We start from the raw sequence: 26,944 nt of genomic DNA on the forward strand, positions 1-26,944 counted from the left end.
TTCATGACCACGACACTGCTTCATCTCGCCGTCGACCTCGTCGCCGCCGTGATCCTCGCCTACGGTATCTACGCTCGTCGCCACCACCGCGGTGACCTCGCCTGCGCCTACCTCGCGCTGAACGTCGGCGTCTGTGTTTCGGTCGCGGTGCTGCTTTCCGTGTCGACCGCGAGCGCGCTGGGGCTGGGTCTCTTCGGCGTACTGTCGATCATCCGGCTGCGGTCCGATTCGATCAGCCAGCAGGAGGTCGCGTACTACTTCGTCGCGCTGGTGCTGGGGCTGGTGAACGGCCTGCGGTCCGCGGACTGGCGGATCGTCGGGGTCTTCAACGTCCTGCTGCTCGGCGTCATGTACGTCGCGGACCACCCGTCGCGCACCCGCGGCCCGCAGCGGCGCACGGTCGTGCTCGACACCGTGTATCCCGACGAGCAGACGATGCTGATGGAACTGCGCGCGCGGCTCGGCGGCACGGTCGTGCGGCACAGTGTGTCCGAAGTGGACTATGTTCGCGAGGTGACCGTCGTGGACGTCCGGTTCCGCCCGGACGCCGCCGCGGTCGTCCACGGCGCCCCGGCGGGGCACCGGTGAGCGGGCGCGGGACGGCCACCGTCGCGGCGGTGGCGAAAGGACTTCCATCGCTGTCGCTGGCCGAAGTCGTCGCCACGAGCGGGCTGATGAGCCGCACGGACCGCAAGTACGTCCTGCCGCTCAACGACTTCCTGGCCGTCGCCGAGGTGCTGTCGCCGCGCTGCCTGGAGATCGACGGGCAACGCGTGTTCGGCTACTCGTCGACATATTTCGACACGCCGGATCTCGCGATCTACCGGGCGCACCGGCAGGACCGGCGGCGCCGGTTCAAGATCCGCACCCGGACCTACACCGACTCGGCCGACACCTACTGCGAGCTCAAGGTCAGCGGGAAGCGCGACGAGACGGTCAAGGCGCGCCGCCCGCACCCGGCCGAGGCGGCACACGGCCTGACCGCGCCCGCCCTGACGTTCCTCGACGACGCGCTCACCGCCGCCTACGGCCGCCCGGCGCCACGGCCGCTGACTCCCGCACTGGTCACCGACTACCGGCGGACCACCCTCGTCACCGCCGACGCGCGGATCACCTGCGACACGTCGCTGGTGTGGCGTTCGGGCTCGCGGAGCCTCGCCGCCGGAGGCGATCTGGTGCTGATGGAGGTGAAGTCGGCTTCCGAGCGCAACAGCGTCACCGAGGCGCTGGCGCAACTGCGGATCCGGGAGCAGTCGGTGAGCAAATACTGCGCGGGCCTGGTGGCGCTGGGGCTGGCCACCGGTGGGAACCGGTGGCGGCCGGCGCTGCGGCGGCTCGGCGTGGCGTAACGATCGCGGCACGGGCGCCGACCCTTGCTTTCGGGTTCCGAGCGAGGGAGAACGAATGAGGATCAGGGAGAAGGCCGCGCTCGCCGTGGCTGGGCTGGCCGTCGCCGCGGCCGGGGGCACCGTGTTCGCTGGGACTTCCGGCGCTGTGGGCCCCTCGCCGTCGCCGAGCGTGCAGGCCGCGGAGACGTCGTGCGTGACCGACGGCGCCGGGATGTGCACCGTGCAGCACGCGCTGGGCGCGGTCCCGGCGGTGGTGGTGGTCTCGGCGAACACGCCGGGACAGTTCAACGCGTACATGCTGAACACGGTGCAGGGTTCGTACACGGCGACCACGTTCCAGGTGCGGGCGATGTTCGACCAGACCAAGCCGAAGGCGGGTGGGGCGATCTGGTTCAGCTTCGCGGCCTATGGCGGCGCGCCGGTGGGGACTCCGACGCCTACGCCGACCTCGCCGAAGCCGCCATTGACGACACCGACCCCGACTCCAACACGGCCGACCAGCGCGACACCAGCACCGACCACGACGCTTCCTGAGACCACCACCACGCCGGGTGGCGGCTCGGGCCTGGGCGGCTGACCGTCCACAAAGGACCAGTTATTGGCTATCGCGGCGGCCGGTCGCCCAGCTCGTCGGCGAGGATCGCGTCGACACGGACACCGGCTCGCCGCAGTACCCGGATGCTCGCCCTCAGTGACACGACGGCGCCAAGGACGGCCATGACACCGAGCCCGATGGCGACCGGATTCGCCACGAGCGCCTCCCTGCCCGCCGGGCCCGGGCGGCGCGCCGCCCGGCGTTGGTCCCTGAAACCTAGACGAGACGGCCTGGCCCGGCGCCGGAAAGCAGCTGATCGGCCTAGGCGATCGTGGCAGGTGAGCGCTGTGATAACTTGGAGCGAACTGGGACTTCTGTGCGTTCGCAAACCCGCTGATCGGGCTGGGACGGCTCCCGCGGAGGTGTCAGGGCACCGTTGGGGCCGGTAGCTCAGTTGGTTAGAGCAGGGGACTCATAATCCCTTGGCCGTCGGTTCGAGCCCGACCCGGCCCACTTCATCAACATCGCTTCCGACCTGCGGGGATGTTGTTCTTTCGGCGGCAATTTCGCCTCGGCGTTAATCGCGATTGGGCTCCGTTATGTCTCCGTTCGCTCCGGTGTGCTCATAGGGGGAGCGCTCTGCAGAGCCAATTGGTGGCGTAGCAGTATTTCTGCTTCCTCGTCATCAGCAGCTGGCAAGAAGCCGCCATCCTCGGCGACGACTTCGGCCACGCCACAGGCCGCCGAGGTCCGGCAGCGCTTGCGCAAGCTCAGACAGCCCTCTGAACCGGACTACCTGCGACCTGAGCTCACATGACACACGAACTTCCGCAGGATGCGACCCGATGGCAGCGCCCATGTCGGCAACCCGCTGGTTAAGAGTCGGCACCTGGTGGTGTCGGATGGTGTCGAGTGATGCCGAACAAGACCTTTTCGTCTGGTCGCTGCACAGTGGCAGTTGTCGGGGTATGTCGCCTGGCGCCAGGCTGTTTCAGACCTCTCGGGCTCGCAGATGCCGGGTTCTGTCGCCTGGTCCAGCAGCTTTAGCCGCCTGCTTTGACGGGTGTGGACGATGACGGTGAGGGATCGCCGCGATCCGGTTGCGTCGGCCGTGAACACGACGGTTGGACCGTAGTCGGCCTGACATTCCTCTTCGGCTTCGGCAATGTGTTCGCCCTCGTCCTGCGAGCGCGGCAAGTCGAGCGAACAAGATCCTCCGCAAGGTCAAGATCGGTGGACAAGGCATCGGGTACAAGAGGCACCGGATCGCTCTACACGCTCCACACGACGTGAACAGGCGATATTCCAAGCGCACCAAGCCGCATGTGGGACGATGGCACATCCACACAGGTAAGAAGCGGACCCCCAGGCGAGTGTTCCGGGTCTGGAGGAGAATATGAGTGACCCGGTCGAGGTGATCGTCTTCCGCGACGAGCCCGGCGAGTTCGCCGACATCGCACCAGATTTCGTCGCCCGGGTCGGCGTGCCTCCGAGTTTCGAGTCGCTGACGCTGCAGTGGCCGGAAGCTGCCGGCATCGAGCAGAAGCGAAGGCTGCTGAGGTTCGTGGCCACCGCGACCGGCGAAGGCCGGTCGCGGGTGGCCAGGCCTCTGGGGAAGCTCGATGCGAACGGCGAAGCTGACGGGCTGACGTCGTTCTTAAGGGCGGTCGATGGCGATTCGTGGTGGCTCGGGGACGTGGCCATCAAATTCGACGCGGGGGACTCGACCGAGATGATCTGGTTTCCCGGCAGCGACGGTGTGTTCCTGTACATCGGGGCGGCAGCGAGCCTATTGGACTTCACCGTCGTCCCGGCAATCCATGAGATTGCCATCGTCCTCGACTGGCAGCTCACAGTGCAGTGACCGATCTGGCCCGGCTTAAGAAATCCTCTGGTGAGGCCGCCGCGTGCGCGTGGTGCCCTCACCAGAGGAGAACCCTTGACGGTCGGCCTGCCGATCACGGCCGGCGGCACGAACCGGCCGCGGGCTGCCACATCACCTCGCTGCTGCTCTGGACCGTGGTCACCAATGGCGACTACCGCGCAGCCTCCCTGTTCACCGACGGCACCGGGCTGGCCACCGGCATCGCCCAGCTCGCCGCATGGCGACTCATCGGCACCCTCGTCTCCATCCTCATCACCGACCGCCGCCGCTACCTTTCCTCCAAGAGCGTCCGGCTCCGCCGCACCCGCCCCTTGACAGCTTGACGGCAGATTCCGGCGTCCCGCTTGACGATATTGTGAAGGAGTTCGCCTTGCCTATCACCGACCATCGCCGTGAAGTGGATGGTATCGCCGCCGCACTTGGTTGGGTCGGCTCCGTGGCTCCCGAAGTGGACTGGGGTGTCGTCGAGCGCCGCCTGAAAACGACTCTCCCGGCTGATTACAAAGAATTCATGAACAGGTTCCCGTCGGGAATGTTCCGTCACGTGATCAGGCTCATCAATCCGATGCAGAGTAACGACCATTTAGGGTCCTTTCAAGCTGACTTCGATCAGGCTCTGGCCAATGTGAAGACAGCCTGGGAGTACGAATACGAAACGTATCCACCATTTCCGGAACCCGGCGGAGTCGTACCGTTCGCCTCCGACGACACAGGTGGCGCGTTCTTCTGGCTCCCCTGGACTCCCGACCCCGACAAATGGCACGTGGTGTACCTGAGTCGGCACAGTCCGGACTCATGGACGCGAACGAAGCGGACGATGACGGCAGTGATGCTCGAACTCGCGAAGAGTAAAGGTGAGCGAAACATCCTTGGCTGGGACATGTCCCGGCATGAGCACTCATTCAACCCGTTGACCTTATAGGCTTGTGCGTTTCTGGACAGTTAGCGACCGCTCACGAACCAGGGGAACGATGGTCCGCGACGAAATCTCCTCGCGTGTCGACGAGATCGCCACGTTACTGGGCTGGCAGCGGCCGTTCATTCCCGAGAGGTCCTGGGCACTCGTCGAGCAGGATCTGGGCACAGCGCTGCCGTCGGACTACAAGATGTTGCTGACCCGGTTTTCAGGCGGGGTGTTCAGACGGATTGAGGTCGACAGCCCGGTCGCTAACGAGAGAGCCTGGGCGAACTACAAGCACGCCCTCGAGGATTTCGAGTACCTCGACAAAGTCGACTACGCCCTGTATCCCGAACCTGGGGGCCTACTTCCGTGGGGATCCGACGGCCAAGGTGGAACCTTCTGCTGGATCACCGATTCCGGCGACCCCGACGGATGGAGGATCACTTACCACGACCAGAGTGCGGACGAACGGCGTGAGCATCCCGGGCCGGTCACCCAGCTCCTCTACGAGATCCTTACCGGCAGAGGAAAGGCCCGGTCGCGTACTTCGCGGGGGACAAGAGGTCGTGGTAGAGCCGGTCCGCCTGACGGGCGGGAGTCTAGGGGGAGGGCATGGGTTCCTTTCGTCAGTGTGCTGGGCGGGATAGGCTCGCGAGAACCTGCTTGGCGGCCCGTTCACCTGATGAGGCCGCGTCGGCGAGTGAAGGCATGTCGAGCTGGTAGTCACCTGCCAGATGGATGGGGCCGAGGTGTTCGCGCAGGGTCGGCAAGGAGGCGCGTCCGCCTGGTGCCCAGAACGGCACGACACGGTGGTGGCGCCGGACGATCCCCTCGCCGAGCTTCCCCTCGAGTTCGGGGTAGAGCGACAGGAGGTCCGCGGTGAACCGGGTGACGATCTCCTCGTCGGTGAGCTTGAAGAGGTCGTCGGCGACGGCGCCCCCGGCGAAGCAGGCGAGCGCACCGCCCGGCTTGCGTGGACCAGGACCGCGCAGGGCCGCGGCGTGGTTGAACATCGCCTGGAACGACAGCTGGGGCGTCGACACGGCGATGTAGTCGTCCCACTGTTGCGGGCCTTCCTCACTGGTGAAGAAGCCCACCACCACGTACCGGCCGTAGTGGATGTCGTCGAACGCCGTCCGGTACTCGGCCGGGAGGCCTGGCAGGATCTTGATCGCGACATCGCTGGGAACGGCCACGATCGCGCGGCGGGCTCGGATACGCGCCGGTCCGTTCTCGTCGTGGTAGTCCACGACGACTCCGTCTTCTGTTCGCTCCACCGAATTCACCGCGGAGTTGAGCCTCAGCCGATCCCCGAGGTCATCGGCCAGGATGTCGGTGAGGGTCTGGTTTCCCCCTTCCGGCAGGGAGAAATTGGGCACCTTCGCCGGGTCGGTCAGGAGGATGCCCATCGAGATGACGAACTGGGTCGCGGCGGTTTCCTCGGGTTCGCAGCCCATCCATTGCCCGGACCAGGACCGGACCATGTCCCGCGCGACGTCGGACTTGATCCCTCGGAGCACGTATGACGCGGAGAGGGCGTCGAGCTTCGCCCGCACTCGCTTCGCCAGGCGGTTGTCCGGGTTCAGCTGCAGGAAGGGTGCCGCCGCGAGGATGCGCGCGCCGACGGCCGCCAGAGCGACCCGGTCCCGCAAGGTCATCCGGGACCGGAACATCAGGGCGAACGGATTCGAGGTGTCGACCTGTTTTCCGTGGAGCGCGAGGGCCACCTTCTTGCCCGCCAACGTCCCCATGTGGACCCGGTGGCGTTCGAGGGCTTCGATCAGCGGGCCGGTGCCTTCGGTGAACTGGGTGCCGAGGTTGATCCAGTAGTCGCCCTGGCGGACCGACTCCACGCGTCCTCCGGCCCGGCCGCCGGCTTCGAGCACGACGACGTCCCGATCGGACAGTGTGGTCGCCGCCATCAACCCGGCGATACCGGCACCGACCACGACGACGTCCGCCGTGTGCTCGTGGCGGGATTCGGTCATGAGGTGCTCCGTTCAGGTGTCGACGTCAGCGCCGAGGAAATGGCCCGTACCAGCCGTCTCGTGGCCCTTTTGCTGCTCGGGCTGATCGCGGTGAAGGCGATGTAGCCGTGCACGAGTTCGGGTTCGTGGATCACCTCCGCCGGTACGCCGCTTTCCGCCAACGCGGCCGCGTAAGCGAGTCCGTCGTCGCGGAGCGGGTCGAATCCGGCGACGGCGACGATGGCACGGGGGAGACCTGCCAGGTCTCCGGCGAGCAGAGGGGAAACCCGAGGGTCGAGATGGTCGGTCCCATCGGGGAGGTAATGGTTCATGAACCAGGCGATCTGCTTGGCCGACAACGCGGGGGACCCCGCGAACTCGTGCTGGGAGGGCCGTCGTTCCGAGATGTCGGTGACCGGCTGGATGAGCGCCTGCATCATCGGCTGGACAGGAAGGCCGCGAAGCCGCTGGCAGAGCACGGCGGCGATGTTGCCTCCGGCGCTTTCACCGGCGACGACGATCCGGTGCGGGTCGATTCCCCAGTCGGCGGCATGGTCGACGGCGTACCGCCACGCGGCGAGCGCGTCGTCGTGCGCCGCCGGGAACGAGTGCTCGGGCGCGAGCCGGTACTCGACGGACAGGACGTCGGCGCCCGTTCCCTTGGCGAGCATCCGCGCCGGCGCGGCGTAACTCGCGCGGCTCCCCAGCACGAATCCGCCGCCGTGGAAGAAAAGGAGCAAACCTCGGTTCGGGGTTCCGCAGCTGTAGCGGGTCGCCCGCAGCCCGTCGCCGAGATCCACGTCCTGCTCGACGGGACAAGGCGCGATCCGGTCGGCGAACAGCGCCGCGTCACGTTCGGTGACCTCCCGGGCGGCGGCCACCGGCAGGTCGCTGTAGTCGCCACCGGCTTCCGTGAGCTTCATCAGCAGGGCGATGTCGGGCGCCATCCGATCGCCGGCGCTGTTGACCGGTGGGCGTGCCAGCAGTTTGAGGAGCAGGGGAGGAGTGCGGCTCAGGGTGATTACGAGGGCCCGCTGGAGACGCCGGTGTGCCGCGGTCATGAGTCGGCCGCCGCGCCCGTGAGGTCGGCGGCGGGCGCCCGGACGGAGAACCGGATGTTCTCGTCGACGAGCCGCCCCTTGAAGAGCCGGTTGTCCTTGACGAAGGTCGTGTGCATTCGCCACGGCAATTCGGTGCCCTGGCGGGGAAGTTCGGGTTTGGCCCGTTGCATGTAGCCCGCGGTGAGGTCGAGGAGGTCCGCGGTGGCGAGTCCGTCCGGGACGACCGGGACCGCGATGTCGTACCCGTTCGCGTCCATGCGGCGGAGCACGTCGCCGACCAGGCGGCACACGTTGCTCAGCCGGAGCGTCCACGACGCCTTCGTGTAACCGAGCATCATGGCCCAGTTCGGTATGCCGGAGAAGAGGGCGCCACGATAAAGGAGGGTGTCGGACATCTTCACCGGGACACCGTCCACTGTGGGCTGGATACCGCCCAGCATCTGCATGACGAGGCCGGTCGCGGTGACGATGACGTCGGCCTCCAGTTCCTGGCCCGATTTCAGCAGGATGCCGTTCTCGGTGAAGCGGTCGATCCGGTCGGTGACCACGTCGGCGCCGCCCGCACGGAGTGCCTTGAAGAACTCTCCGTCCGGGGTGACGCAGAGACGCTCGTCCCACGGCGCGTACGGCGGGTTGAAATGCGTGTCCACGTCGATGTGCGGCGGAAGCTCCTTGAGCGTCCACTTGCGCAGCGCTTTCCGGCCGAAGTCGGGGAATTTGCGCAGCGTGGAGACGAGCAGGAAGTCGATCCAGATGTTCTTCAGCCGTGTGGCCGCGTAGCCGCGCTTGGCCCCGAGCAGCTTGGTGAGCTTGACGGCGATGTTGTCGAACCGCGGCTGGGAGGCGATGTAGCTGGGGGTGCGCTGCAGCATCGTCACGTGTGCCGCGGCGCCCTCGCCGGTCAGCATGGCCGGGAGCATGGTCACGGCGGTCGCGCCACTCCCGATGATCACGACGCGTTTGCCGCGGTGGTCGTAGTCCTCGGGCCAATGCTGGGGATGCAGGATATCGCCCCGGAAATCTTCACGACCCTCGAAATGGGGTGTGTATCCCTCGTCGTATCGGTAGTAACCGGTGGCGCTGAAGACGAAGCGGGTCTTGATCGTCTTCGTGCGTTCGGTGCCGGCGTCGTCGGTCGCGGTCACTTGAAGCGTCCAGCGCGCCTCGGCGCTCGACCAATCCGCGGAGGTCACCCGATGCCTGAGCCGCAGGAGGTTGTCGAGGCCGAACTCGCTCACCGTCTCGGCGAGGTATTCGCGGATCAGCGGCGCTTCGGCGATCGCGCTCCGATGCCGCCACGGCTTGAACTCGTAGGCGTAGGTGTGCAGATCGGAGTCGGACCGGACACCCGGATAGCGGAACAGATCCCAGGTGCCGCCGATCGAGTCGCGGGACTCCAGCACGATGATCTTCTTGCCGGGGAAGTCGGTCCTCAGGTGCTGGGCCGCGCCGATACCCGAGATGCCGGCGCCGATGACGACGATGTCGGCCGCTTCCGGCACGTCTGGGTCCTTCATGCTGCACTTCCTTCTCGGTTGGCGGGGACGACGCCGGTCCCGCGGGCGCGGGTGGCGACGATGGGTTCGGCGAGGACTTCCGCTTCGCCCGTGTGGCCGACGGACCGGGCGATGACGCGCAGCTCGAAGTCGATCGTCCGGCTCCTGGTGCCTTTCGCCGCGAGCCGCGCCTCGACCTCGATGACGTCGCCGCCGCGCACCGGCGCCAGGAATTCCACGGACGAGTAGCCCGCGAAGAGGCCCTCGTGGCCGTCCGTGACGATCGCGAGATGAGTTCCGGCGTCGCCGAACAGCGCCAGGCCGTACGCGCCGTCGACGAGATTTCCGGCGTAGTGAGCCTCGGAGTAGGCGACGTAGCGCTGGTGGATGACGTGCATCAGAACTCCTAGTAGGTCATCCGATTAAGTCAGGTGATCGAGTGTGTGACAACTTCGACCCCTCGTCAAGAGGTGGTTCCGGGCGCTCGCCCGAAAGGGGCTGTTGACAAAGGCGCGGCAGGGCACTCATCATCTTCGTCAATTGATCGAGTCATTTGACTAACTCTGGCGCGATCGTCGCCACGATCGAAAGGGCCGCCGATGGCCGAGATCATGACGTTTCCCGAGGCGCCCGTGATGGAGGGTTCGGCCCTTCCCGTCACCATCGACGACGACGCGAGTCCGGTCGTCCGGCTGATCGGGCGTACTTTGCGTGACTCGTCGCGGATCGGTCACGCGCAAGAGGTCTTGGGCCGGTCCGCCGGCACCGTGGTGGTCCGTTCTCACGACACGCCGCAGACCGCGACGATTTCCTTTGACAGCAAGGCGATCACGGTGACCGGCGGAGTGGTGATCGAGCCCGCCGCGACGGTCGTCGTCGATCTGCTGGCGCGCTTCGCCGCTGTGGGGGAGCCCGCCGGTGATGTCGTCCTGGCCGCCGGCATCCTGCGCGCGCTGACGCCGCCGCTGCCGCACTGGCGCCAGGCCGCCCAAGATTTCTGGTCGGTGACAAGGGAAATTCCCGGCATTCCCGACGTGCTGATCGTCGACGCCGATGGCCCCGGCGGCCCGGAGCGGCAACGGTTCGGCGACGGGCCGTCCGAATACCTGATCGCGGGGCAACCCGACGTGCTCGCCGGTGTCCTCAGTGGAGCGGACGACTTCGCCGCTTCCTTGGCGGCCGGCCTTCAGGTGAAGGGCACGCTGTCGCAACTGTCGGTCATGACGGCCGCTTCCTGGAGGGTTCGTTTCGATGTCTGATCTCAAGAACCGCGCCGTGCGCCTCGAAGCGACGAACCACGACGGAAGCCTTCTCGGCAAGACCGTGTCGAGCACGAAGTTCGCTTCAGGTAAGAACAGCGGCTTCGCCTTCGCCGACATCCTGTTCGCGATCGACCTCGGCAACGAGATCGTCCTCGGTGACGCCTTCCCGGACTGGCGCGGCAACCTCTACGACATCCAGATGGTCCCCGACATGTCGACCCTCGTCGAATGGAAGCCGGGCCTGGATTCGGTCATCGGCGACTACTGGCTGCAGGACGGCACACCTGTGCCGATCTGCCCGCGGAACCTCGTGCGGAAGCTGGTGGCCCGGCTCGCCGTTCTCGGGTACACCGCGACCGTCGCCGTGGAGATCGAAGCGACCCTGTTCGAGGAATCCGTTCAGGAGGCGCGAAAACGCGGGTACCGGGACCTGACGCCCTTGGGCGGCGGCACGGGAGCCACGTATCACTTGGCGAGGTCCAAGGACTGGGTCGACTACATGGAAGCGGTCGTCGGCCGCCTCGATCGGCTCGGTATCGCTTGGGAGGCCTGGACCGACGAGGCCGCCGCCGGGCAGACGGAGCTGAACCTGCCGCCGGCGGACCCGATCACGCTGGCCGACTCCTGGGCACGGACCCGGCAGGTCATGCGCGAGGTCGCGTTCGAGCGGGACCACACGGTGACCTTCATGGCCAAACCGACGGCGGGTTACGGCCAGGGCGCCCACCTCAACCTGTCGCTCCAGAGCGACGGAGTGAACCGGTTCTTCGCCGAAGACGGACCCTCCCCGCTGATGCGGCACGCGGTCGGCGGGCTACTGGCCACGATGGCGGGAAACACCTCGCTCGCGTTGCCGCAGATAACGTCCTACCGGCGGCTGGTCGACTTCACCGGACCGCCCACCGTCGTCAGCTGGGGCGAAAACAACAAGACGGCCGCGGTGCGCGCCATCACCGGCCACCCGAAGTACTCGCGCCTCGAGTACCGGCTTCCCGGTGCCGACGTGAACCCCTATCTCGCGCTGGCGGGAGTGCTCGCCGGGGTGCTGGCCGGTGTGGAGCGGGAGATCGAACCACCGGAGCAGGTCAGGGACATGGCCTGGTGCCTGCCCGACAGCGCCGGCGTGCCCCGGATCCCCGACACGATGTCGAAGGCCGCCGCGGCCCTGGATGCCGATCCGCTTCTGCGCGAGTACCTCGGTGACGAGTTCGTGGACTTCTGGATCGCGTCGCGGCGCTGGGAGTGGATGGAGTTCCACACCAAAGGCGGCGATCCGTTCGCCGAACTCTCCCAGTGGGAGTCCACTCGCTACTTCGAGTTCCCGTGAGCGCGCGTCCGCTGATCGGCATCACCGGCAGGCGATTCCGGCTGGAGCTGATCAAGGGAGCCGACGAGCGATACGGAGACCGCTGCCTCGACAGCTACATGGCGGACTTCGCGAGCCGGATCGCGCAGGCCGGTGGGCTTCCGGTGCATCTCTCCTACGACACCGACGCGACGGAGATCTGCCGCCGGCTCTCCGGGGTGGTGATCACCGGCGGGCAGGACGTCCACCCGGCGTTCTGGGGTGGCGACCCGGGGGTGGTCCGCGACATCGATCCGCGGACCGACCCGATGGTCCACGACAGGGCGCGGGACGAGTACGAGCTCGGGCTCGCCCGGGCCGCGCTGGAGGCAGGGATTCCCATCCTTGGCGTGTGCCGCGGCATGCAGGTGCTCAACGTCGCGCTCGGCGGCACCCTCGTCGCCGACCTGCCTGCCGGGCCCGTGAGCCATCTGTCGGCGGAGACCGCGCCGACCGACGGCACCGCCGATCATCTCGTGTCCTTCGAAAAAGGCTCGATCGCCGCCGGCCTGTTCGGCGAGCACGCGATGACCAACTCGTGGCACCACCAGGCCGTCGACCGCTGCGGCACCGGCCTGGTCGTGACCGGACGGACGAGCGATGGCGTGATCGAAGCGGTCGAGCTCCCGGGCGCACCGGTGCTCGGCGTCCAGTGGCATCCGGAGTGGATGAAGAGCGAGGACCCGGCGATGACGTGGATCGTCCAGGCCGCGGCCAGAAGGCGAAGGAGCTTGCCATGACCGCGAAAGTGGCGCCCGGACAGGCGGGCGACGACCCCGCCACCCCGACCCTGACGGAACTGCTGTCGCGACGCGCGAAGGACTCGCCGGATCGTGAGTTCCTGCGTTTCGGGGAGTGGTCGTGGAGCTTCGCCGAGATCGACGGCTGGACCTCCAGGCTGGCGCACCGGCTGATCGAGGTCGACGGTGTCCGGCCGGGCGAGCGTGTCGCGATCATGCTGCCGAACGTCGTGCACTGGCCCGTCGTCTGGCTCGCCACGCTGAAAGCGGGCGCGGTCGCCGTACCGATCAACAGCTCTTACCAGCGTGCCGACCTCGACTTCGTGCTGCGGGACTCCGGGGCACGCGTCGTGTTCACCGACGCCGACCGCTCGGATCTGATCGCGGGGGTCGTCGCCGGTGCGGACGTCCGCGTCGTCGACGTCGCCGACGACGGGTCGGAGCCGTTTCCGGCGACGCCTCCAGCCGCACCGATCGAAGGTGGGGCGCTGGCGAACCTGCAGTACACGTCGGGTACGACCGGTTTTCCCAAGGCGTGCATGCTCACCCACGACTACTGGGTCCGGTTGGGCTGGATCTGCGCGTCGGTGACCGGACTCGGGCCCGAGGACGTTCTCCTGACGGCCCAACCGTTTTCCTACATGGATCCACAGTGGAACACCGCGCTCGCCCTCACCGCCGGCGCGCCGCTGGTCGTGCTGCCCCGGTTCTCGGCGTCGACGTTCATGGCGGACGTCCGGCGGCATCGTGCGACCTTCTTCTACGTCCTCGGGTCCATGCCGACGTTGTTGTTCAAGCAACCGCCGACGCCCGAAGACCGCGACAACGACCTCCGCCTCGTGTTCTGCTCGGGAATTCCGGCCGGACTCCACGCCCGGCTGGAGGAACGATGGGGCGCTCCGTGGCGCGAGGTCTACGGAATGACCGAATCCGGGATCGACCTGTTCAGTCCCTTCGGCGACGTCGGCGCGGTGGGAAGCGGGAGCCTGGGGCGGCCCGTACCGACGAAGCAGATCCGCGTCGTCGATCCCGACGGCTCCGAGGTGCCCGACGGCGAAGCCGGTGAGCTGATCATCGCCGGCACACCGATGATGAACGGCTACTGGAACCGCCCTGAAGACACCGCCCGCGTGCTGCGGGACGGCTGGCTCCACACCGGCGACCTCGTCGTCCGCCGCCCGGACGACGGCGTCCGGCTGGTCGGCCGGATCAAGGACATGGTGCGGCGCGGTGGCGAGAACGTCGCGAGCGTCGAAGTCGAAGCCGCCCTGGAGCGTGACGACCTGGTGGTCTCGGCCGCCGTCGTCGCCGAACCCGACGAGACGCTCGGCGAGGAGGTCAAGGCGTTCGTCCAGCTGGCGGCCGGTGTCCCCGCCGAGCCGGCGACGGCCGAGCGGATCGTCGAGCGGGCGGGCAAGGAACTCGCGCGGTTCAAAGTGCCGCGCTACCTGGAGTTCGTCGAAGACTTCCCCCGCACGCCGTCCGAACGCATCGCCAAACCGGCACTCAAGGCCCGGGCCGCGGCCGACCCCGGCGTGACCTACGACCTCGGCGCACGACGGGGATTCCTCGGCATCGAAGTCGTCCGGGACGTCGCGGTGCTGACCCTCCGGCGCCCCGAGAAGCTCAACGCCATGGACGTCGCCACCCGGCGCCGTCTGGCGAGCGTCATCCGTGAATTCGGTACCGGTGAGACCGTGCGTGGGATCGTGCTCACCGGTGCGGGCCGGGCCTTCTCCGCGGGAGAGGATCTCCACAGCGCACCGTCGACGGAAGCCGGGATGCGTGAGGCGTTCGCGAGTTTCCACGACATCACCAGGGCGATCCTCGAGACACGGATACCCGTGGTCGCGGCCGTCAACGGCATCGCGGTCGGCGGAGCCTCGGAGATCACCCTGAGCTGCGACACCCGCATCGGAACCCCGGAAACCGTGTACTACCAACCGGAAAACGGCCGGGGCATCACGATCTCGAACGCGTCCAGCGTGCTGCTGAGGCGGCTCGTCGGGAACCACGCGATGCGAGTGGTGCTCGGATCCCCTCGGATCCGGGCCGACGAAGCGCTGCGGATCGGTCTGCTCGACGAGATCGTCGAGCCTGGCGCCCTGATCGGCCGTGCCATCGACACCGTCGTCGAGTGGACGCCGGAGGGCAACACGACGGCCCTCCACCTCGCGCTCCTGCGCCCGACGGCAGAGGACGTCGAAGCTGCCTTCGCCAGGGAAGACCTCGCCGCGGCCCAGGCATGGGAGAGCGGAGCTCTGGCCGCGGGCATCCGAGCCTTTCTGTCCACAAAGGACACTGAAAAGGAGACTTCGACATGATCGACACCCTGGCCGCGGTGCTGACCACCGTCGGCGAACCGCTCGCGCTGACCGTCATCCGGGTGGACGACCCGGAGCCGCACGAGGTGCGGGTCGCGGTCACCAACGTGGGGCTGTGCCACAGCGACCTGCACTACATGACCGGAACGGTCCCGACCGAGCTGCCGGTCGTGGTCGGCCACGAGGTGGCCGGCGTGGTCGAGGCGGTCGGCTCGCAGGTGTCCGGGCTGCGTCCCGGGGACCGGGTGGTCGGCGCGCTGACGCCGTCCTGCGGCCGTTGCGCGAACTGTGAGGCGGGGCGCTCGACCCAGTGCCAGCGGCTGGGGGAGATCCTTCACCGCCCCCGGCCCGCGTTTCAGACCACGTCGGGCGAGCCGATCGAGCGGCTGGGCGACATCGGGGCGTTCTCCCGGCACGTTCTCATGCGCGAGAACTCGCTGGTGAAGCTCCCCGACGACGTTCCACCGCACGTCGGCTGTCTCCTGGCCTGCTGCGTCATCACCGGTGTCGGCGCCGTCTTCCGCGGCGCCCGGGTGCGACCGGGCAGCACGGTCGCGGTCATCGGCTGCGGCGGCGTCGGATCGGCCATCATCCAAGGCGCGAGGCTCGCCGGAGCGTCGGCCATCGTCGCGATCGACCTGGACGACGACCGGCTCAAGGCCGCGCGCGGCTACGGCGCCACCCACGTCGTCAACGGCGGGGACGAAGACCTGGTCGCGCAAGTTCACCGCCTGCTCGGGGACGGAGTGGACTACGCCTTCGAGGCGGTCGGCTCGGCCCGCACCGCCGCGACGGCCCTGGCACTGGTGCGCCCGACGGGGACCGCGTGCCTGGTCGGAATCGCACCAGGAGGCACCGAACTCAGCGTTCCGGCATCGGACTTCTTCTTCGAGGAGAAGCGGCTGATCGGCTCCTACATGGGCTCGGGTCAAGCGCGACAGGACATCCTCCAGCTCGCCCGCCTCTACCAGCAAGGACGTCTCCTGCTCGACGAGATGGTCACGCGCGTCATTCCCTTCGGCGAGATCAACGAAGGCTTCGAGGCGATGAAGTCCGGCGACGTCACCCGCATCGTCGTCGATCTCCAGTCCTGACCAACCGAAGGAACCTTGAAGATGAGCAACGAGATTCCCCGGCCGGTGAACTACATCGCCGATGCCTGGCGCGAAGCCGAGACGATCCCCGGCACGTGGAACGTCGACCCCAACACGCGAGAACCCGTCCACCGCTCCGTCACGACGTCACCCGACGACGTCGAGCGGGCCCTGCGGCACGCGGAGCGCGTGTACGACATCGGCCGCTGGGACGAGGACGCTCGGCGTGAGCGCGCCGCGATGCTCGAACGAGTGGCGGCCATCGTCGAGACCCGGGCCGAGGACATCGCCCGGACGGACTCGCTGACCAGCGGCACGCCGATCAGTGTCACGCGGAAGGTCGCGGCCTTCCTGCCCATGAGGATCCGGGCGTCGGCGGCGGACCTGGTGAACATCCCGCGCGTCACCGCGCTCGCGGCTGGCGGCCGCGACGTCCGCCTCCACAAGGTGCCGTGGGGTCCCGCCGCGATCCTCACGCCGTGGAACGGCCCGAGTTTCATCCCGGCGGCCAAGCTCGCCAGCGCCGTGGCCGCGGGTTGCCCGGTCATCCTCAAACCTTCGGAGCACGCGCCCGGCAGCGCACAGCTCATCGTCGAGTGCTTCGTCGAGGCGGGCCTGCCCAGTGGCACGCTGCAGCTCGTGCACGGCGCCGGCGACGTCGGCGCCCGGCTGACCACCGACCACCGCGTCAAGATCGTCTCGTTCACCGGCGGGCCCGCCGCCGGGCGCGCCATCGCGCGGGCGGCCGCGGAAGACTTCAAGGTCCTGCAGCTGGAGCTCGGCGGGAACAATCCGGTGCTCGTGCTCGACGACGCCGATCTCGACGTCACCGCGGACGGCATCCTCGACGGGATGACCAAACTCAACGGTCAATGGTGTGAGGGACCGGGCAAGATCCTCGCGCACCGCGGCCTGATCGACCCCCTCCTCGAAGCACTGACCGAGCGGATCTCCAAGCTCGTCGTCGGCCACTCCCTCGACGAGGACGTCCAGATCGGCCCGATCTCCAATGCCCCGCATTTCGGGACCCTCCAGAGCAGGATCGACGGGTTGCGCGACCTGGGGGCGAGTATCCGGCAGCCCGCCCGCCTGCCCGAGCTCGGCGGCTTCTTCCTGTCGCCGACCGTGGCAGTCGGCGCGGACCCCGCTCAGGCCACCGCCGAGCTGTTCGGCCCGGTCGTCTCCCTGCACGCCGTGGATTCCGACGAGCAGGCGCTGCGCGTCGCCAATGCCCATCCGTCAGGGCTCGACGCGTACGTGTTCGGCGCCGACACGGACCGGGCGATCGACGTCGGCTCCCGCGTCCTGGCCGGCGAAGTGCGTGTCAACGGCGCGAAAGTCGCCGACCTCGGTGACGACTCGGCGCAGAGCTTCTGGGGCCCGGCGGGTATCGGTGGCCACGGTCCGGCGGAGTCGGTGCGGGTCTTCTGCGGCGACCGGGTCGTCGGTGTCGATTCGCCCGAGTTGCCGCTGTGACGTCATCGCCCGACGGGGGTGGCTCCGAGCCGGGCCGCGAGCCAGCTGTCGAGGACCGACGTGGCGATCTCCATCTGCCCCAGCGCGGCGGCCCGATCCCCGTAGGTCAACCAGTTCGCGGCGAAGCCGTCGGCCAAGGTGGCGAGGACGAAGGCGATCTCGTCGACGACTTCCGGTTCGATCGGATGGTCCGGCTCGGCGGCGCGAAGTGCGGCGCGCACCGTCTCGAGAGCCTTGTCGTACACCGCGATACCGCGGTCTCCGTGCTGGCGTCGTGCCCAGCTGATGAGTTCCACCGTCGCCGCGGTGAAGCTGGCCGACTCGAGGTAGCACTCCATGACCCCGCGCAGGAGCCGTCGAGCCGTCTCTCGCACGTCACCGGGGGAGTCGTCGCCCTCGAGCGCGTCGCGGTACCGGCCGGCCACGAACTCGTAGACATCGGCGAAGAGGTCCTCTTTGGAGTCGTAGCAGTAGTGTAGCATCGCCAGATTCGCCTGCGCCTGCTCGGCGATGCGCCGGGTCGTCGCGCCCTCGATGCCGTAGGTGGCGATGACCTCCACCGCGGCCTTGATGAAGTCGCTACGCCGCTGGGCGGCGGGGATCCGTGGCACGAAGTCCTCCCGGTGCACGTAGTTGGACGCTTGATTAAGTCACGGCCAGCCTAGCAGCGAGAATACTTGGGCAAATGACTTGATCGGATGACTAAGACCGGCGTAGTCTATGAGCCGGATCACAAGTCGGCTCGCTATCCGAACGCACCGCCTTCGACGCAGAGGCGAAGGCGCGACTCGAAGGAATCAAGGACATGAAGGACCTGCTCTTCATGCTGGCCGATCTCTGGATGATCTTCGCCGGCTTCTACTTCGGCTGGAAGTTCATCCGGCGCTACGACAACTACCTGCTCGGCCTGGAATGGATGATCGTCGCCACCTCGGGCTCGAACTTTCTTCTCTGGGCACTTCTGGGCGGAGACGAGGGCAGCCCGCTGTACAGCGTCGCCTACTTCTTCGACGCCTTCTCCCGATCAGTCGGCATCACGCTCATTCTCGTCATGGGCCTGATGCGCGTGACGCACCGCTACAAGCCCTCGGTCGCGGTCGACGTCGGGGTGTTCGCGCTCGCCGCCGTCGCGGGGCTGTACCTCCAGCAATTCCGCGCCGATCAGCTCCACGTCGGCCCGGCGACGTTCTACGTCGTGGTCAACGTGGTCACCACGGTCTTCCTCGCCTACTTCGTATGGCGGCTCTGGCGCATCGGCGCCACGGTCACGGCCGTGGGCGCGGGGGTGGTCACCCTCGCGGGAGCCGCCATCGCGATCACGTACGACTTCTTCCCCATTCCGGGCGACGACGCGCACCGAACGCTCTTCTACAGCGCGGCGCTGGCCACCTGGGGATTCCAGATGTTCGTGTACTACCTCGCCTATCGCGCCCTGCACGACCACAACGTGAAGACCGGTGCCGAACCGGCGGCGGGCGAACACAGCGTTGCCCGGGCCTGAATCGAATCGAACAACGACAGCCCTGTCTCGGGGCAAGAGAAGAGGAGTGACCATGCGGGCGACGGAGTCCGACGGTGTGACCTGTTCGGCGTTCTCCGGATGGTGCGATCGGCCCACGAATTTCGCGCCGGCGCTCGAAGAGGAAATCCAGTGTGATGTCGCTGTCGTCGGTGGTGGCCTGGTCGGTATGGCCTCGGCACTTCGGCTGGCCGAGCGCGGCGCCGATGTCGTCCTGCTCGAAGCCGGATACTGCGGCTGGGGCGGGGCGTCGCGCAACGCGGGCTATTTGTCGAACGAATTGGCCGGGGACCCGCAGATGCTGCGCTTCCTGTACCGGCGCCGACTGCGAAACCTCATTCACTACGCGGAGGCCTCGGCACAGTTCACCGAGGAATGGATCGCACGGCTCGGCATCGACTGCGACTACGAACCCACCGGCGGCGTCAACGCCGCGGTCTCCGCCGGACAGCTGCGACGGTTGGAGAAGGGGGCGCGCATCCTCGGCGACGCCGGCGCCGACGTCGAATTCGTCGACGGCCGGGACTTCGGCATGCCCGACACCTTCCTTGGCGGCATCCACTTGCGCGGTGGGGGTCTGCTGAACCCGGGAAAACTCGCCTCCGGACTTCGTGACGCGCTTCTGGCGTCGGGTGTCAGGGTGTTCGAGCGTTCTGCTGTACAAAAGGTCGAGTCCGAAGGCGCGACGGTCGTGCTCAGCGTTCCCGGCGGCCGCGTCCGCGCCGAGCGCGCCGTGCTCGCCACCAACGCCGGCTCCCGCGACCTCGCGATCGCCCCACGCGGAATCCAGCCCGTGTGGACCAATGTCGTCGAAACGGAACCGATCGACCCCGACCGGCTGGAGGCGATCGGCTGGACAACGCGCGCCGGCATCGTCACCGCGCACACGATTCTCGAGAACTACCGGCGCACTGAGCGCGGGACCCTCTTGTTCGGTACCCGCCAGCTCGAGGCCGCGCCGAGGGCACTCGGGGCCCGCGAACCCAGCCGGGAGGTCGTGGCAGACCTCGTCCGCGGCTTCCACGAGCGCTTCCCATCGCTGCGCTACGTCGCGCCGCAACGGGCGTGGGGCGGGTGGGTCGCGGTCACGTCGTTCCTCCCGGTCGCGGGAGAGGTGGCGAAGAACGTCTTCTATGCCGTCAGCTGCAACGGCCACGGCCTCGCCCAATCGCCCTACGTCGGCACACTGCTGGCCGACCGCCTGGCCGGAGACGAACCGCACGAAGACCTGCGCGCGGTGTGGCGACCCCGGCCGCCGCGCCTGCCCTCGTTCGCTCTCAGCGCGCCATCCTTGAAGGCCGCGTGGGCACTCGACCGGATCTCCGACCGCTTCAGCCGGCGGCGCTGAAGACTTCGGATTCCCTGGAAGCGCCCCTCGGTTTCTGAACCTTGGAACGAAGGGTCAGACCCCAGGGAAGTGGAGATCCGCGGCCCCAGGTCGCGCAACCTGCTGCGACGTTGGTTCAGGGGCCGATGGACGAGGCGTGGGCGGCGACAGCCACCGAAGGCACAGACCCCTCTGCCCCCGATGGCACAGGCAACTGACGTGACGTGAGGCGGTCGGTTCAGGTGGTGTGGATGCTCGTGCCTGCCGTGGGGGCGAAGCGGGCTTGGAAGAAGCGGAGGTGGGGTGGTTCGTGGGTGAAGGCGAGTCCGTGGGTGATGTGGTGCCGGTCTTTGTGGACGCGGACGAGTGTGTCGGCGACGTGGTCGATGTGGCTTTGGGTGTAGACGCGGCGGGGGATGGCGAGCCGGAGGAATTCCAGGGGCGGGTAACGGTTTTCGCCGGTGGCCGGGTCGCGTCCGGCTGAGACGGTTCCGCGTTCGACGCCACGGACGCCGCCTTCGAGGTAGACGGCGGCGGCGAGGGTCTGGCCGGGGAGCTCGGTGCGGGGGAGGTGGCCGAGGACGGCGGTGGCGTCGACGCAGACGCAGTGGCCTCCGATGGGCCGGACGATCGGGACGCCCGCGGTGTGGAGCCGGTGGCCGAGGTATTCGATCTGGGCGACGCGGGCGCGGATGTGGTCTTCGTCGACGGATTCGGTGATGCCCTGGGCGATGGCTTCCATGTCGCGGCCTGCCATGCCGCCGTAGGTGTGGAGGCCTTCGTAGAGCAGGACGAGACCGCGCGCTTGTTCGGCGAGATCGGGGTCGCGAAGCGCGATCCAGCCGCCGATGTTGGCGAGGCAGTCCTTTTTGGCCGACATGACGGCGCCGTCGGTGGGGGAGCAGAGGGCGAGCAGGATGTCCGCGATCGAGCGGTGTGCCCAGCCGGGCTCGCGTTGTTTGACGAACCAGGCGTTTTCCACGGCGCGGGCGGTGTCGAGGAAGACCGGGATGCCATGGGAGTGGGCGAGCTCGCAGGCGGCGGTGAGGTTGGCGACGCTGATGGGCTGGCCACCCGCCATGTTCACGGTCGCGGCGAGTGAGACGTAGGGGATGCCGGCGCCGTGTTCGGCGATGACGGCCTGCAGCTTGCCGAGGTCGACGTTGCCTTTGAACGGATGTTCGCGGGCTGGGTCGTGTGCTTCGTCGATGATGACGTCGTGGAAGGTGGCGCCGTTGAGTTCCTGGTGGGCGCGGGTGCTGGGGAAGTACATGTTGCCGGGGACATGGGTGCCCGGGCGGATGAGGCAGCGGGAGAGGATGTTCTCGCCACCGCGGCCTTGGTGGACGGGGATGACGTGTTCGTAGCCGTAGTGGGTGCGGACGGCTTGTTCGAAGAGGTAGAAGCTGCGGGCGCCGGCGTAGGCTTCGTCGCCGCGCATGAGGGCCGCCCATTGCCGGTCGGACATCGCGTTGGTGCCGGAGTCGGTGAAGAGGTCGATGTAGACGTGTTCGGAGCGGAGCAGGCAGGGATTCCAGCCCGCGGCCCGGAGCGCTCGTTCGCGGTGTTCGCGGGTGGTGGCGCGGATCGGTTCGACCATCTTGATCCGCCAGGGTTCGGCTGGGTGGTCAGGCATCTCGGGTCACCTTGTTCCGTTCGAGGTGGTTGAGGAGTGGGCCGGTCATGGCGGTCGTGACGAGGGCCATGGCGACCATCGCGGTGTAGAAGGCGCTGTCGATGACGCCGAGGCCGAGCCCGATGCCGAGGAAGACGAGTTCGGTCACGCCGCGGGTGTTCATCAGGGCCGCGAACACCGCGGCCGGATGCGGAGGCTGTCCGGCGAGGCGGGCACCGAGGTACGCGCCACCGCCTTTGGCGAGGACGGCGACCGCGATGATCGCGAGGGTTTCGGTCACCAGGGCGGTGTCGAGCTCACCGAGGTCGACCTTCCGTCCGATGAGGACGAAGTACAGCGGCACCAGCAGGGACGCCAGGGGCGTGATCAGCGCGACGGGGTCGTGCCGGGACGCGGGCCGTCCGACGGCCACGCCGACCAGGAACGCGCCGATCGCGGCGTGCAGGCCGATGGCGTCCGTCATCGCGGCCCCGGAGCAGGCGAGGGCGACCATGGTCGCGACCGCGGTCGGCCCGGACAGGCGATCCATCGCCCGGCCGGACCACGGCCGGGCGAGCAGGAGCAGGCCCAGCAGGAACGGGAAGGCCGCCAGCAGCGTCCAGACCCTTGCTCCACTGTGGACGGACGCGACGACGGCGAGCGCCGCCCACGCGGTGGCGTCGGTGAGCGCCGCGGCGGTGAGCGCGCAGCGGCCGCGGTCGTCGTCCAGCATCCGCCGTTCGGCCAGAATCCTTGCCAGCACGGGAAAGGCGGTCACCGCCATGGCTGCGGCGGCGAACAGGACGAACGGGACGGCCCCGGCCGGAGCATGGCGGGTGGCCAGCCAAAGAGCCAGCAGCGCACCGAGGGCGGCCGGGACGACGGTCGCACCCAGGGCGGGCACGAACGCCGCCGTGATCCGTGCCGCGGTCATCGACGGCGCGAGGCGGGCGCCGACCCCGAACAGGAACAGGATCAGGCCGAGTTGGGCGAGCGCGTCCAGCGTCGTGTCGACGCCACCGGGGAGGCCCGGGCCGGCCTGCAGGGCGAGGCCGACGACGAGCCCGCAGGTGATCTCCCCGAGGACGGCGGGCTGCCCGGCCCGGGTGAACGCCCAGCCGAAGCAGCGGGCCATGGCCAGCAGGACGGCGAGCGCGGCGAGCAGAACGGCGAGATCAGGCATCGGGCACCCGCCACCGCCTGCCGTCCGCGGTGGGGACGAGCCCGCCGGGGAACATCGGCGGTTCGTCGCCCGCGGCTTCGCCGAGGAGGCCGCGCAACTGCAGTTGCACACCTTCGGCGAGCACGTCGCCGAACATCGCGCGGGAGAAGTCCTGTGAGGACACTCCACCGACGAGACCGGCGAAAGCCGCGTCGGCGGTCCCGTGGTGGCCGGTCAGCCGTCGCGCCTGCCGGAAGTAGCCGTCTTCGTCGGAGTCCAATTGGTAGAAGGTGATGAGGAAATCCCGGAACAGCCCGAATTCCCGGCGGTAGCGGGCTTCGAACTCGGCGAAGCATCGCTTCTCGTCCGAGAAACCCGCGAGGGTGCTGTTGATCGACCTGGCGGCCAGCAACGCGCTGTAGGTGGCCAGGTGCACCCCCGAGGAGAACACCGGGTCGATGAAGCAGGCGGCGTCTCCGACGAGCACCATGCCCGGGGACCACAGGACGGTCCGGTCGTAGGAGTAGTCCTTCCGCACCCGGAGGCGGTCGTAGGGTGGCTCGGTCGCGCGGTGCGCGTCGCGGAGGTACTCGTCGATGAGCGGGCAATCCTCGATCAGCGCCGTGTAGGCCACTTCCGGATCGCCCTGGACGCGGCCCGCCGATTCGTGTTCGACGACGGCCCCCACGCTGGTCAAGACGTCCGACAGCGGGATGTACCAGAACCAGCCGCCGGGGAACGAGACGCACAGGATGTTCCCGGTGTCGGGCGCGGGCATCCGGCGGCCGCCCTCGAAGTACCCGAACAGCGCCAGGTTCCGGAAGTGCGGCGAGTACTCGCGGATGCCGCCGACGTCGTGGTGGAGCCTGCTGCCGTGGCCCGACGCGTCGACCACGAACCTGGCCGTCGCCTGCCGTTCGTGCCCGGCGTCGTCGAGGTAACGGACGCCGCCGATCCGCTCGCCCACCTGGATGGTGCCGAGTACTCGATGTCCTTGCCGGACTTCGGCGCCGAGCCGGCGGGCCCCGTCGAGCAGCAGCGCGTCGAACCGGGTGCGCTCGACCTGATAGGCGTACGACGTGGGCCCGGCCATGCGGTCGGAAGCGGCGAAGGAGAACGTCCACGGTTCGGCACCGGTGCCCCATTTGAAGGTGCCGCCCCGTTTGCGGACGAATCCGGCCCGTTCGATCTCGTCGCGGACCCCGAGCATCGCGCAGATCCCGTGGATCGTGGCGGGCAGCAGGGATTCCCCGATCTGGTAGCGCGGGAAGTGGTCCTTGTCCAGCAGCAGCACCCGGTGACCTTCCGCGGCGGTGAGGCCGGCGGCGGTGGATCCGCCCGGTCCGCCACCCACGACGATCACGTCGTAGTCGTCCATCACGGCGTCACTCCTTTCTCTGTGGTGGGAACGAGTTCGGCGAGCCGGGCCACCGTGCGGCGCAGCAGGACGTCCCGCAGCGAACACGGCACACCCAGTGCCCGTAGCCGCGCGGCGAGCGCCGCGGCGGAGAGGCTGTGCCCGCCGAGGTCGAAGAAGTCGCTGTCCGCGTCGACCGCCGGAATCTCCAGCTGGACCCGGAACGCGGCGGCGACGAGCTTCTGGGTGGAGGTCAGCACGACCGTCCGCCGTACCGGGAGGGGCGCGGCGAGGGCGGCCCGGTCGATTTTCCCGGTCGGCCCGAGTGGCATGGCCTCGAGCGGAATCACGGTGGAGGGCAGCAGATATGGCGGTAGCGTCGCTCGCAACCGTTCCCGCACCTGGGTGACGGTGGCGGTGCCGAGCACGACGTAGGCGACCAGCCGGGGCTCGGCGCCTTCGGCGCGGACGGCGGCCTGCCGGACCCCGGGCGAGGCGAGCAGTGCGCGCTCCACCTCGCCCGGCTCGACCCGATGGCCCCGGATCTTGACCTGGTCGTCCAGCCTGCCCAGCCATTCGAGGTGACCGTCGGCCGCGAGACGGCACCGGTCGCCGGTCCGGTATCGGCGTTCTCCCGCGGTGACGAACCGGTCCGCGGTCAGCTCCGGCCGCCCGAAGTAGCCCAGCGCGAGGCAGGAGCCGCCGATCAGGAGTTCGCCGGGTTCCCCGACCGGCACCGGCCGCAGCTCGTCGTCGACGACCTGGGCGGTCGTGTTGGCGATGGGCCGCCCGATCGACGGCGTCGTGCGTTCGCCGAGATCGCAGGACGTGGTGAACACCGTGCACTCGGTCGGACCGTAGAGATTCACCGCGGTGACGCCCACTGCTCCACGTAGTCGTGACCAGAGTTCCTGCCCGATGGCCTCGCCGCCCATCAGCAGCGTCCGCGGGCGGATGCGGCCATCGAGCAGCCCGGCCTGGAGCAGCGCCGACATCTGCGCGGGCACCGCCTCCACGACCGACAACCGGTGCTCCCGCACGAAGTCCACATAGGACCCCGGATCCGCGCGAACCGAATCGGGGACCAGATGTAGTTCGTGCCCGCCCGCCATCCACGACAGCGGATTCCACGACGCGTCGAAGACCAGCGGCAAACCGTGCGCTACCCGCTGAGGGCCACGGCCGGCCGGGAAGAACCGTGCCGTCAGTTCGCCGTACAGGTTGACCAGGCTCCGATGGCCGACCACCACTCCTTTGGGCAGGCCCGTCGAACCGGAGGTGTAGATGACGTACGCCGCGCCCTCGCCGGTCCGCGGCAACCGCCGCACGTCTCGCCCGGAGAGTTCGCCCTGCCAGTCCTCTTCGGACAGCAGCAGATCCGCCCGGCCCGCGAGACCCACGGCATCGGTCAACACCACGGACGGACGAGCGTCGGCGAGGGTCGCGTCGACCCGTGCGCGTGGCAGGGACGGATCGATCGGCAGATGCACCGCACCCGCCTTCGCCGTGGCGAGGACGGCCAGCACCGCCCGCACGGACCTCGTCATCGCGCAGGCCACCACCGTTCCCGGTGACGCGCCGGCGTCTCGGAGGGCGTGGGCGAGCCGGTCGCCCCAGCGGTCGAGTTCGTCGAACGTCCAGGCGACCTCGCCGGCGACCAGGCAGGTGCCGTCCGGAGTTCGCCGAGCCTGGTACTCGAACAGGTCGCACCAGGTGAGCCGGGGGAGTCGCCGTCGCGTGCCGTTCACAATGGACGGTGCCGGGTCACTCATCGCCAGGCTCCCCAGCGGATCGGGCCTGCCGGACCAGGCCCCAGAAGTTGGCTTCCTTGCCCGGTGCGAGCACGCCGAGGTGGCCCCCTGGCACGACACGATCGGTGAACCAGCCGGATGTCCAGACGCGCCACGCCCGGAGCGAGTCGGCACCGGTCGCGAACGCCGGGTCGTCCTCGCCCCGGATCGCGATGATCGGACACGACAGCGTCACCTTCGCGGGGCCGGAGTAGGCGCTGGTCAACCGAAGATCGCCGAGGAACAGCTCCAGCGCGTACTCCCGGAGCTCGGGGGAGTGGTCACCGATCCCATCGAGGACTCCGACGGCGTCGATCCAGGCGGCCTTCACGTACTTCCCGGGTGTCCGGAGCTGCGGGGCGCACACGCCGACGACGATCAAGGCCGCCGGTGCCGTTCGTCCACGGATCTGAAGGCGTTGAGCCACTTCGAGTGCGACGAACGCGCCCATACTGAACCCGATCAGCGTGATCCGCGAAAGTCCTTCGGCTTCGAAGTGGCCGAGGGCGTCCAGCGCGATCTCCTCGGCGATGTCCTCGAGGGACTCGGCGGCAGGCTCCACGAGACGTTCACCGTGCGCGGGATACTCCACCCCCCACACCTCGACCCCGGGCACCGCGCGAGCGAGCCCTTGCAAGCCGAGAACCGTTCCTCCCGCGGGCGGAAAACACAGGTACCGCTGAGCGAATCCGGCACCTGTGTCTGGTGTGGACAGTGTTCTGAGGGCAGCATTCATCGC

25 protein-coding genes, 1 tRNA gene and 1 pseudogene are annotated in these 26,944 nt (G+C 68.4%); 16 read left to right on the plus strand and 11 right to left on the minus strand.

All coding sequences use genetic code 11. The features are described from left to right. The first annotated feature begins 3 nt into the window (after window positions 1-3). The 3 genes from ACZ1DY_RS13260 to ACZ1DY_RS13270 are packed head-to-tail and all read left to right on the plus strand — an operon-like array spanning window position 4 to window position 1,926. The gene (locus tag ACZ1DY_RS13260; protein ID WP_465484547.1) at window positions 4-588 is read left to right on the plus strand and encodes a DUF4956 domain-containing protein; all 585 of its coding nucleotides are present in this window, start codon (window positions 4-6) and stop codon (window positions 586-588) included. Between the two features lie 29 nt (window positions 589-617). Then, a complete protein-coding gene (locus ACZ1DY_RS13265) occupies window positions 618-1,349 on the plus strand; it encodes a polyphosphate polymerase domain-containing protein (protein ID WP_465484548.1) in 732 nt (243 codons plus the stop codon). Window positions 1,350-1,404: 55 nt separating this feature from the next. Continuing rightward, on the plus strand, window positions 1,405-1,926 hold the full coding sequence (locus ACZ1DY_RS13270; RefSeq protein WP_465484549.1) for a hypothetical protein: 522 nt from the start codon (window positions 1,405-1,407) through the stop codon (window positions 1,924-1,926). 25 nt (window positions 1,927-1,951) lie between these two features. On the opposite strand, the gene ACZ1DY_RS13275 is transcribed toward ACZ1DY_RS13270, so the two are convergent. Beyond that, on the minus strand, window positions 1,952-2,101 hold the full coding sequence (locus ACZ1DY_RS13275; protein ID WP_257488178.1) for a hypothetical protein: 150 nt from the start codon (window positions 2,099-2,101) through the stop codon (window positions 1,952-1,954). A 222-nt stretch (window positions 2,102-2,323) separates the two neighbouring features. Between ACZ1DY_RS13275 and ACZ1DY_RS13280 the strand changes: the two genes are divergently transcribed. From ACZ1DY_RS13280 to ACZ1DY_RS13300, 5 genes and pseudogenes are all read left to right on the plus strand, one after another. Continuing rightward, window positions 2,324-2,397, plus strand: a tRNA-Ile gene (locus ACZ1DY_RS13280). Between the two features lie 883 nt (window positions 2,398-3,280). Then, a complete protein-coding gene (locus tag ACZ1DY_RS13285; protein WP_465484550.1) occupies window positions 3,281-3,748 on the plus strand; it encodes a hypothetical protein in 468 nt (155 codons plus the stop codon). After that, window positions 3,745-4,092, plus strand: a complete 348-nt coding sequence (locus tag ACZ1DY_RS13290; RefSeq protein WP_465484551.1) for a hypothetical protein — start codon at window positions 3,745-3,747, stop codon at window positions 4,090-4,092. Before ACZ1DY_RS13285 ends, ACZ1DY_RS13290 begins: the two co-directional genes overlap by 4 nt. Then, the gene (locus ACZ1DY_RS13295; RefSeq protein WP_465484552.1) at window positions 4,089-4,691 is read left to right on the plus strand and encodes an SMI1/KNR4 family protein; all 603 of its coding nucleotides are present in this window, start codon (window positions 4,089-4,091) and stop codon (window positions 4,689-4,691) included. The genes ACZ1DY_RS13290 and ACZ1DY_RS13295 overlap by 4 nt, the downstream gene beginning before the upstream one ends. 49 nt (window positions 4,692-4,740) lie before the next feature. Then, window positions 4,741-5,133 (plus strand): annotated as a pseudogene (locus tag ACZ1DY_RS13300) (SMI1/KNR4 family protein); the annotation flags it as partial. Between the two features lie 163 nt (window positions 5,134-5,296). Here the strand turns inward: ACZ1DY_RS13300 and ACZ1DY_RS13305 are convergent. The 4 genes from ACZ1DY_RS13305 to ACZ1DY_RS13320 are packed head-to-tail and all read right to left on the minus strand — an operon-like array spanning window position 5,297 to window position 9,592. Continuing rightward, window positions 5,297-6,658, minus strand: a complete 1,362-nt coding sequence (locus tag ACZ1DY_RS13305) for a flavin monoamine oxidase family protein (RefSeq protein ID WP_465484553.1) — start codon at window positions 6,656-6,658, stop codon at window positions 5,297-5,299. Next, entirely contained in the window at window positions 6,655-7,698 is a 1,044-nt protein-coding gene (locus ACZ1DY_RS13310) for an alpha/beta hydrolase (protein ID WP_465484554.1), read from the minus strand. Before ACZ1DY_RS13310 ends, ACZ1DY_RS13305 begins: the two co-directional genes overlap by 4 nt. Next, a complete protein-coding gene (locus ACZ1DY_RS13315; RefSeq protein WP_465484555.1) occupies window positions 7,695-9,215 on the minus strand; it encodes a flavin-containing monooxygenase in 1,521 nt (506 codons plus the stop codon). The genes ACZ1DY_RS13310 and ACZ1DY_RS13315 overlap by 4 nt, the downstream gene beginning before the upstream one ends. Then, on the minus strand, window positions 9,212-9,592 hold the full coding sequence (locus ACZ1DY_RS13320; protein ID WP_465484556.1) for a hotdog domain-containing protein: 381 nt from the start codon (window positions 9,590-9,592) through the stop codon (window positions 9,212-9,214). The genes ACZ1DY_RS13315 and ACZ1DY_RS13320 overlap by 4 nt, the downstream gene beginning before the upstream one ends. A gap of 201 nt (window positions 9,593-9,793) precedes the next feature. Here ACZ1DY_RS13320 and ACZ1DY_RS13325 point away from each other — a divergent pair, with 201 nt between their 5' ends. Genes ACZ1DY_RS13325 through ACZ1DY_RS13350 form a run of 6 tightly spaced genes read left to right on the plus strand, consistent with a single transcriptional unit; the run spans window position 9,794 to window position 17,435 of the window. Then, complete coding sequence (locus ACZ1DY_RS13325; protein ID WP_465484557.1) at window positions 9,794-10,453, plus strand: hypothetical protein; 660 nt, start codon at window positions 9,794-9,796, stop codon at window positions 10,451-10,453. Then, the gene (locus ACZ1DY_RS13330) at window positions 10,446-11,783 is read left to right on the plus strand and encodes a glutamine synthetase family protein (protein ID WP_465484558.1); all 1,338 of its coding nucleotides are present in this window, start codon (window positions 10,446-10,448) and stop codon (window positions 11,781-11,783) included. Before ACZ1DY_RS13325 ends, ACZ1DY_RS13330 begins: the two co-directional genes overlap by 8 nt. Beyond that, the gene (locus tag ACZ1DY_RS13335) at window positions 11,780-12,541 is read left to right on the plus strand and encodes a gamma-glutamyl-gamma-aminobutyrate hydrolase family protein (protein ID WP_465484559.1); all 762 of its coding nucleotides are present in this window, start codon (window positions 11,780-11,782) and stop codon (window positions 12,539-12,541) included. The genes ACZ1DY_RS13330 and ACZ1DY_RS13335 overlap by 4 nt, the downstream gene beginning before the upstream one ends. Then, entirely contained in the window at window positions 12,538-14,865 is a 2,328-nt protein-coding gene (locus ACZ1DY_RS13340) for an AMP-binding protein (protein ID WP_465484560.1), read from the plus strand. Before ACZ1DY_RS13335 ends, ACZ1DY_RS13340 begins: the two co-directional genes overlap by 4 nt. Then, window positions 14,862-15,959, plus strand: coding sequence for a Zn-dependent alcohol dehydrogenase (locus ACZ1DY_RS13345; protein WP_465484561.1), 1,098 nt, complete (start codon window positions 14,862-14,864; stop codon window positions 15,957-15,959). Before ACZ1DY_RS13340 ends, ACZ1DY_RS13345 begins: the two co-directional genes overlap by 4 nt. Before the next feature lie 21 nt (window positions 15,960-15,980). Continuing rightward, window positions 15,981-17,435, plus strand: a complete 1,455-nt coding sequence (locus ACZ1DY_RS13350) for an aldehyde dehydrogenase family protein (RefSeq protein WP_465484562.1) — start codon at window positions 15,981-15,983, stop codon at window positions 17,433-17,435. Between the two features lie 2 nt (window positions 17,436-17,437). Here ACZ1DY_RS13350 and ACZ1DY_RS13355 read toward each other — a convergent pair whose 3' ends face one another. Further along, the gene (locus tag ACZ1DY_RS13355; protein WP_465484563.1) at window positions 17,438-18,046 is read right to left on the minus strand and encodes a TetR/AcrR family transcriptional regulator; all 609 of its coding nucleotides are present in this window, start codon (window positions 18,044-18,046) and stop codon (window positions 17,438-17,440) included. 194 nt (window positions 18,047-18,240) lie between these two features. Between ACZ1DY_RS13355 and ACZ1DY_RS13360 the strand changes: the two genes are divergently transcribed. Together ACZ1DY_RS13360 and ACZ1DY_RS13365 are read left to right on the plus strand one after the other, a co-directional pair. Further along, window positions 18,241-18,936 carry a transporter gene (locus ACZ1DY_RS13360; protein WP_465484564.1) on the plus strand — a complete coding sequence of 232 codons (696 nt, stop codon included), beginning with the start codon at window positions 18,241-18,243 and terminating at the stop codon, window positions 18,934-18,936. Window positions 18,937-18,988: 52 nt separating this feature from the next. After that, window positions 18,989-20,302 carry an NAD(P)/FAD-dependent oxidoreductase gene (locus tag ACZ1DY_RS13365; protein ID WP_465484565.1) on the plus strand — a complete coding sequence of 438 codons (1,314 nt, stop codon included), beginning with the start codon at window positions 18,989-18,991 and terminating at the stop codon, window positions 20,300-20,302. A gap of 217 nt (window positions 20,303-20,519) precedes the next feature. On the opposite strand, the gene ACZ1DY_RS13370 is transcribed toward ACZ1DY_RS13365, so the two are convergent. The 5 genes from ACZ1DY_RS13370 to ACZ1DY_RS13390 are packed head-to-tail and all read right to left on the minus strand — an operon-like array spanning window position 20,520 to window position 26,941. Continuing rightward, entirely contained in the window at window positions 20,520-21,917 is a 1,398-nt protein-coding gene (locus ACZ1DY_RS13370) for a tryptophanase (protein ID WP_465484566.1), read from the minus strand. Beyond that, window positions 21,910-23,079: a cation:proton antiporter gene (locus tag ACZ1DY_RS13375; protein WP_465484567.1), complete on the minus strand. Its 1,170-nt coding sequence runs from the start codon at window positions 23,077-23,079 to the stop codon at window positions 21,910-21,912. The genes ACZ1DY_RS13370 and ACZ1DY_RS13375 overlap by 8 nt, the downstream gene beginning before the upstream one ends. After that, window positions 23,072-24,436 carry a tryptophan 7-halogenase gene (locus ACZ1DY_RS13380; RefSeq protein ID WP_465484568.1) on the minus strand — a complete coding sequence of 455 codons (1,365 nt, stop codon included), beginning with the start codon at window positions 24,434-24,436 and terminating at the stop codon, window positions 23,072-23,074. The genes ACZ1DY_RS13375 and ACZ1DY_RS13380 overlap by 8 nt, the downstream gene beginning before the upstream one ends. After that, on the minus strand, window positions 24,436-26,187 hold the full coding sequence (locus ACZ1DY_RS13385) for an amino acid adenylation domain-containing protein (protein ID WP_465484569.1): 1,752 nt from the start codon (window positions 26,185-26,187) through the stop codon (window positions 24,436-24,438). Before ACZ1DY_RS13385 ends, ACZ1DY_RS13380 begins: the two co-directional genes overlap by 1 nt. Next, entirely contained in the window at window positions 26,180-26,941 is a 762-nt protein-coding gene (locus tag ACZ1DY_RS13390) for a thioesterase II family protein (protein WP_257488159.1), read from the minus strand. The genes ACZ1DY_RS13385 and ACZ1DY_RS13390 overlap by 8 nt, the downstream gene beginning before the upstream one ends. Between the last annotated feature and the right edge of the window lie 3 nt (window positions 26,942-26,944).

The organism is Amycolatopsis sp. PSD-21 (assembly GCF_055561455.1).

What these genes read in the sequence shown, in the direction of transcription:
- ACZ1DY_RS13260 (WP_465484547.1), top strand. Translation starts at nt 4, where the DNA reads ATGACCACGACACTGCTTCATCTCGCCGTCGACCTCGTCGCCGCCGTG.
- ACZ1DY_RS13270 (WP_465484549.1), top strand. Translation starts at nt 1,405, where the DNA reads ATGAGGATCAGGGAGAAGGCCGCGCTCGCCGTGGCTGGGCTGGCCGTC.
- ACZ1DY_RS13285 (WP_465484550.1), top strand. Translation starts at nt 3,281, where the DNA reads ATGAGTGACCCGGTCGAGGTGATCGTCTTCCGCGACGAGCCCGGCGAG.
- ACZ1DY_RS13305 (WP_465484553.1), bottom strand. Translation starts at nt 6,658, where the DNA reads ATGACCGAATCCCGCCACGAGCACACGGCGGACGTCGTCGTGGTCGGT.
- ACZ1DY_RS13310 (WP_465484554.1), bottom strand. Translation starts at nt 7,698, where the DNA reads ATGACCGCGGCACACCGGCGTCTCCAGCGGGCCCTCGTAATCACCCTG.
- ACZ1DY_RS13315 (WP_465484555.1), bottom strand. Translation starts at nt 9,215, where the DNA reads ATGAAGGACCCAGACGTGCCGGAAGCGGCCGACATCGTCGTCATCGGC.
- ACZ1DY_RS13320 (WP_465484556.1), bottom strand. Translation starts at nt 9,592, where the DNA reads ATGCACGTCATCCACCAGCGCTACGTCGCCTACTCCGAGGCTCACTAC.
- ACZ1DY_RS13325 (WP_465484557.1), top strand. Translation starts at nt 9,794, where the DNA reads ATGGCCGAGATCATGACGTTTCCCGAGGCGCCCGTGATGGAGGGTTCG.
- ACZ1DY_RS13330 (WP_465484558.1), top strand. Translation starts at nt 10,446, where the DNA reads ATGTCTGATCTCAAGAACCGCGCCGTGCGCCTCGAAGCGACGAACCAC.
- ACZ1DY_RS13340 (WP_465484560.1), top strand. Translation starts at nt 12,538, where the DNA reads ATGACCGCGAAAGTGGCGCCCGGACAGGCGGGCGACGACCCCGCCACC.
- ACZ1DY_RS13345 (WP_465484561.1), top strand. Translation starts at nt 14,862, where the DNA reads ATGATCGACACCCTGGCCGCGGTGCTGACCACCGTCGGCGAACCGCTC.
- ACZ1DY_RS13350 (WP_465484562.1), top strand. Translation starts at nt 15,981, where the DNA reads ATGAGCAACGAGATTCCCCGGCCGGTGAACTACATCGCCGATGCCTGG.
- ACZ1DY_RS13360 (WP_465484564.1), top strand. Translation starts at nt 18,241, where the DNA reads ATGAAGGACCTGCTCTTCATGCTGGCCGATCTCTGGATGATCTTCGCC.
- ACZ1DY_RS13365 (WP_465484565.1), top strand. Translation starts at nt 18,989, where the DNA reads ATGCGGGCGACGGAGTCCGACGGTGTGACCTGTTCGGCGTTCTCCGGA.
- ACZ1DY_RS13370 (WP_465484566.1), bottom strand. Translation starts at nt 21,917, where the DNA reads ATGCCTGACCACCCAGCCGAACCCTGGCGGATCAAGATGGTCGAACCG.
- ACZ1DY_RS13375 (WP_465484567.1), bottom strand. Translation starts at nt 23,079, where the DNA reads ATGCCTGATCTCGCCGTTCTGCTCGCCGCGCTCGCCGTCCTGCTGGCC.
- ACZ1DY_RS13380 (WP_465484568.1), bottom strand. Translation starts at nt 24,436, where the DNA reads ATGGACGACTACGACGTGATCGTCGTGGGTGGCGGACCGGGCGGATCC.
- ACZ1DY_RS13385 (WP_465484569.1), bottom strand. Translation starts at nt 26,187, where the DNA reads ATGAGTGACCCGGCACCGTCCATTGTGAACGGCACGCGACGGCGACTC.
- ACZ1DY_RS13390 (WP_257488159.1), bottom strand. Translation starts at nt 26,941, where the DNA reads ATGAATGCTGCCCTCAGAACACTGTCCACACCAGACACAGGTGCCGGA.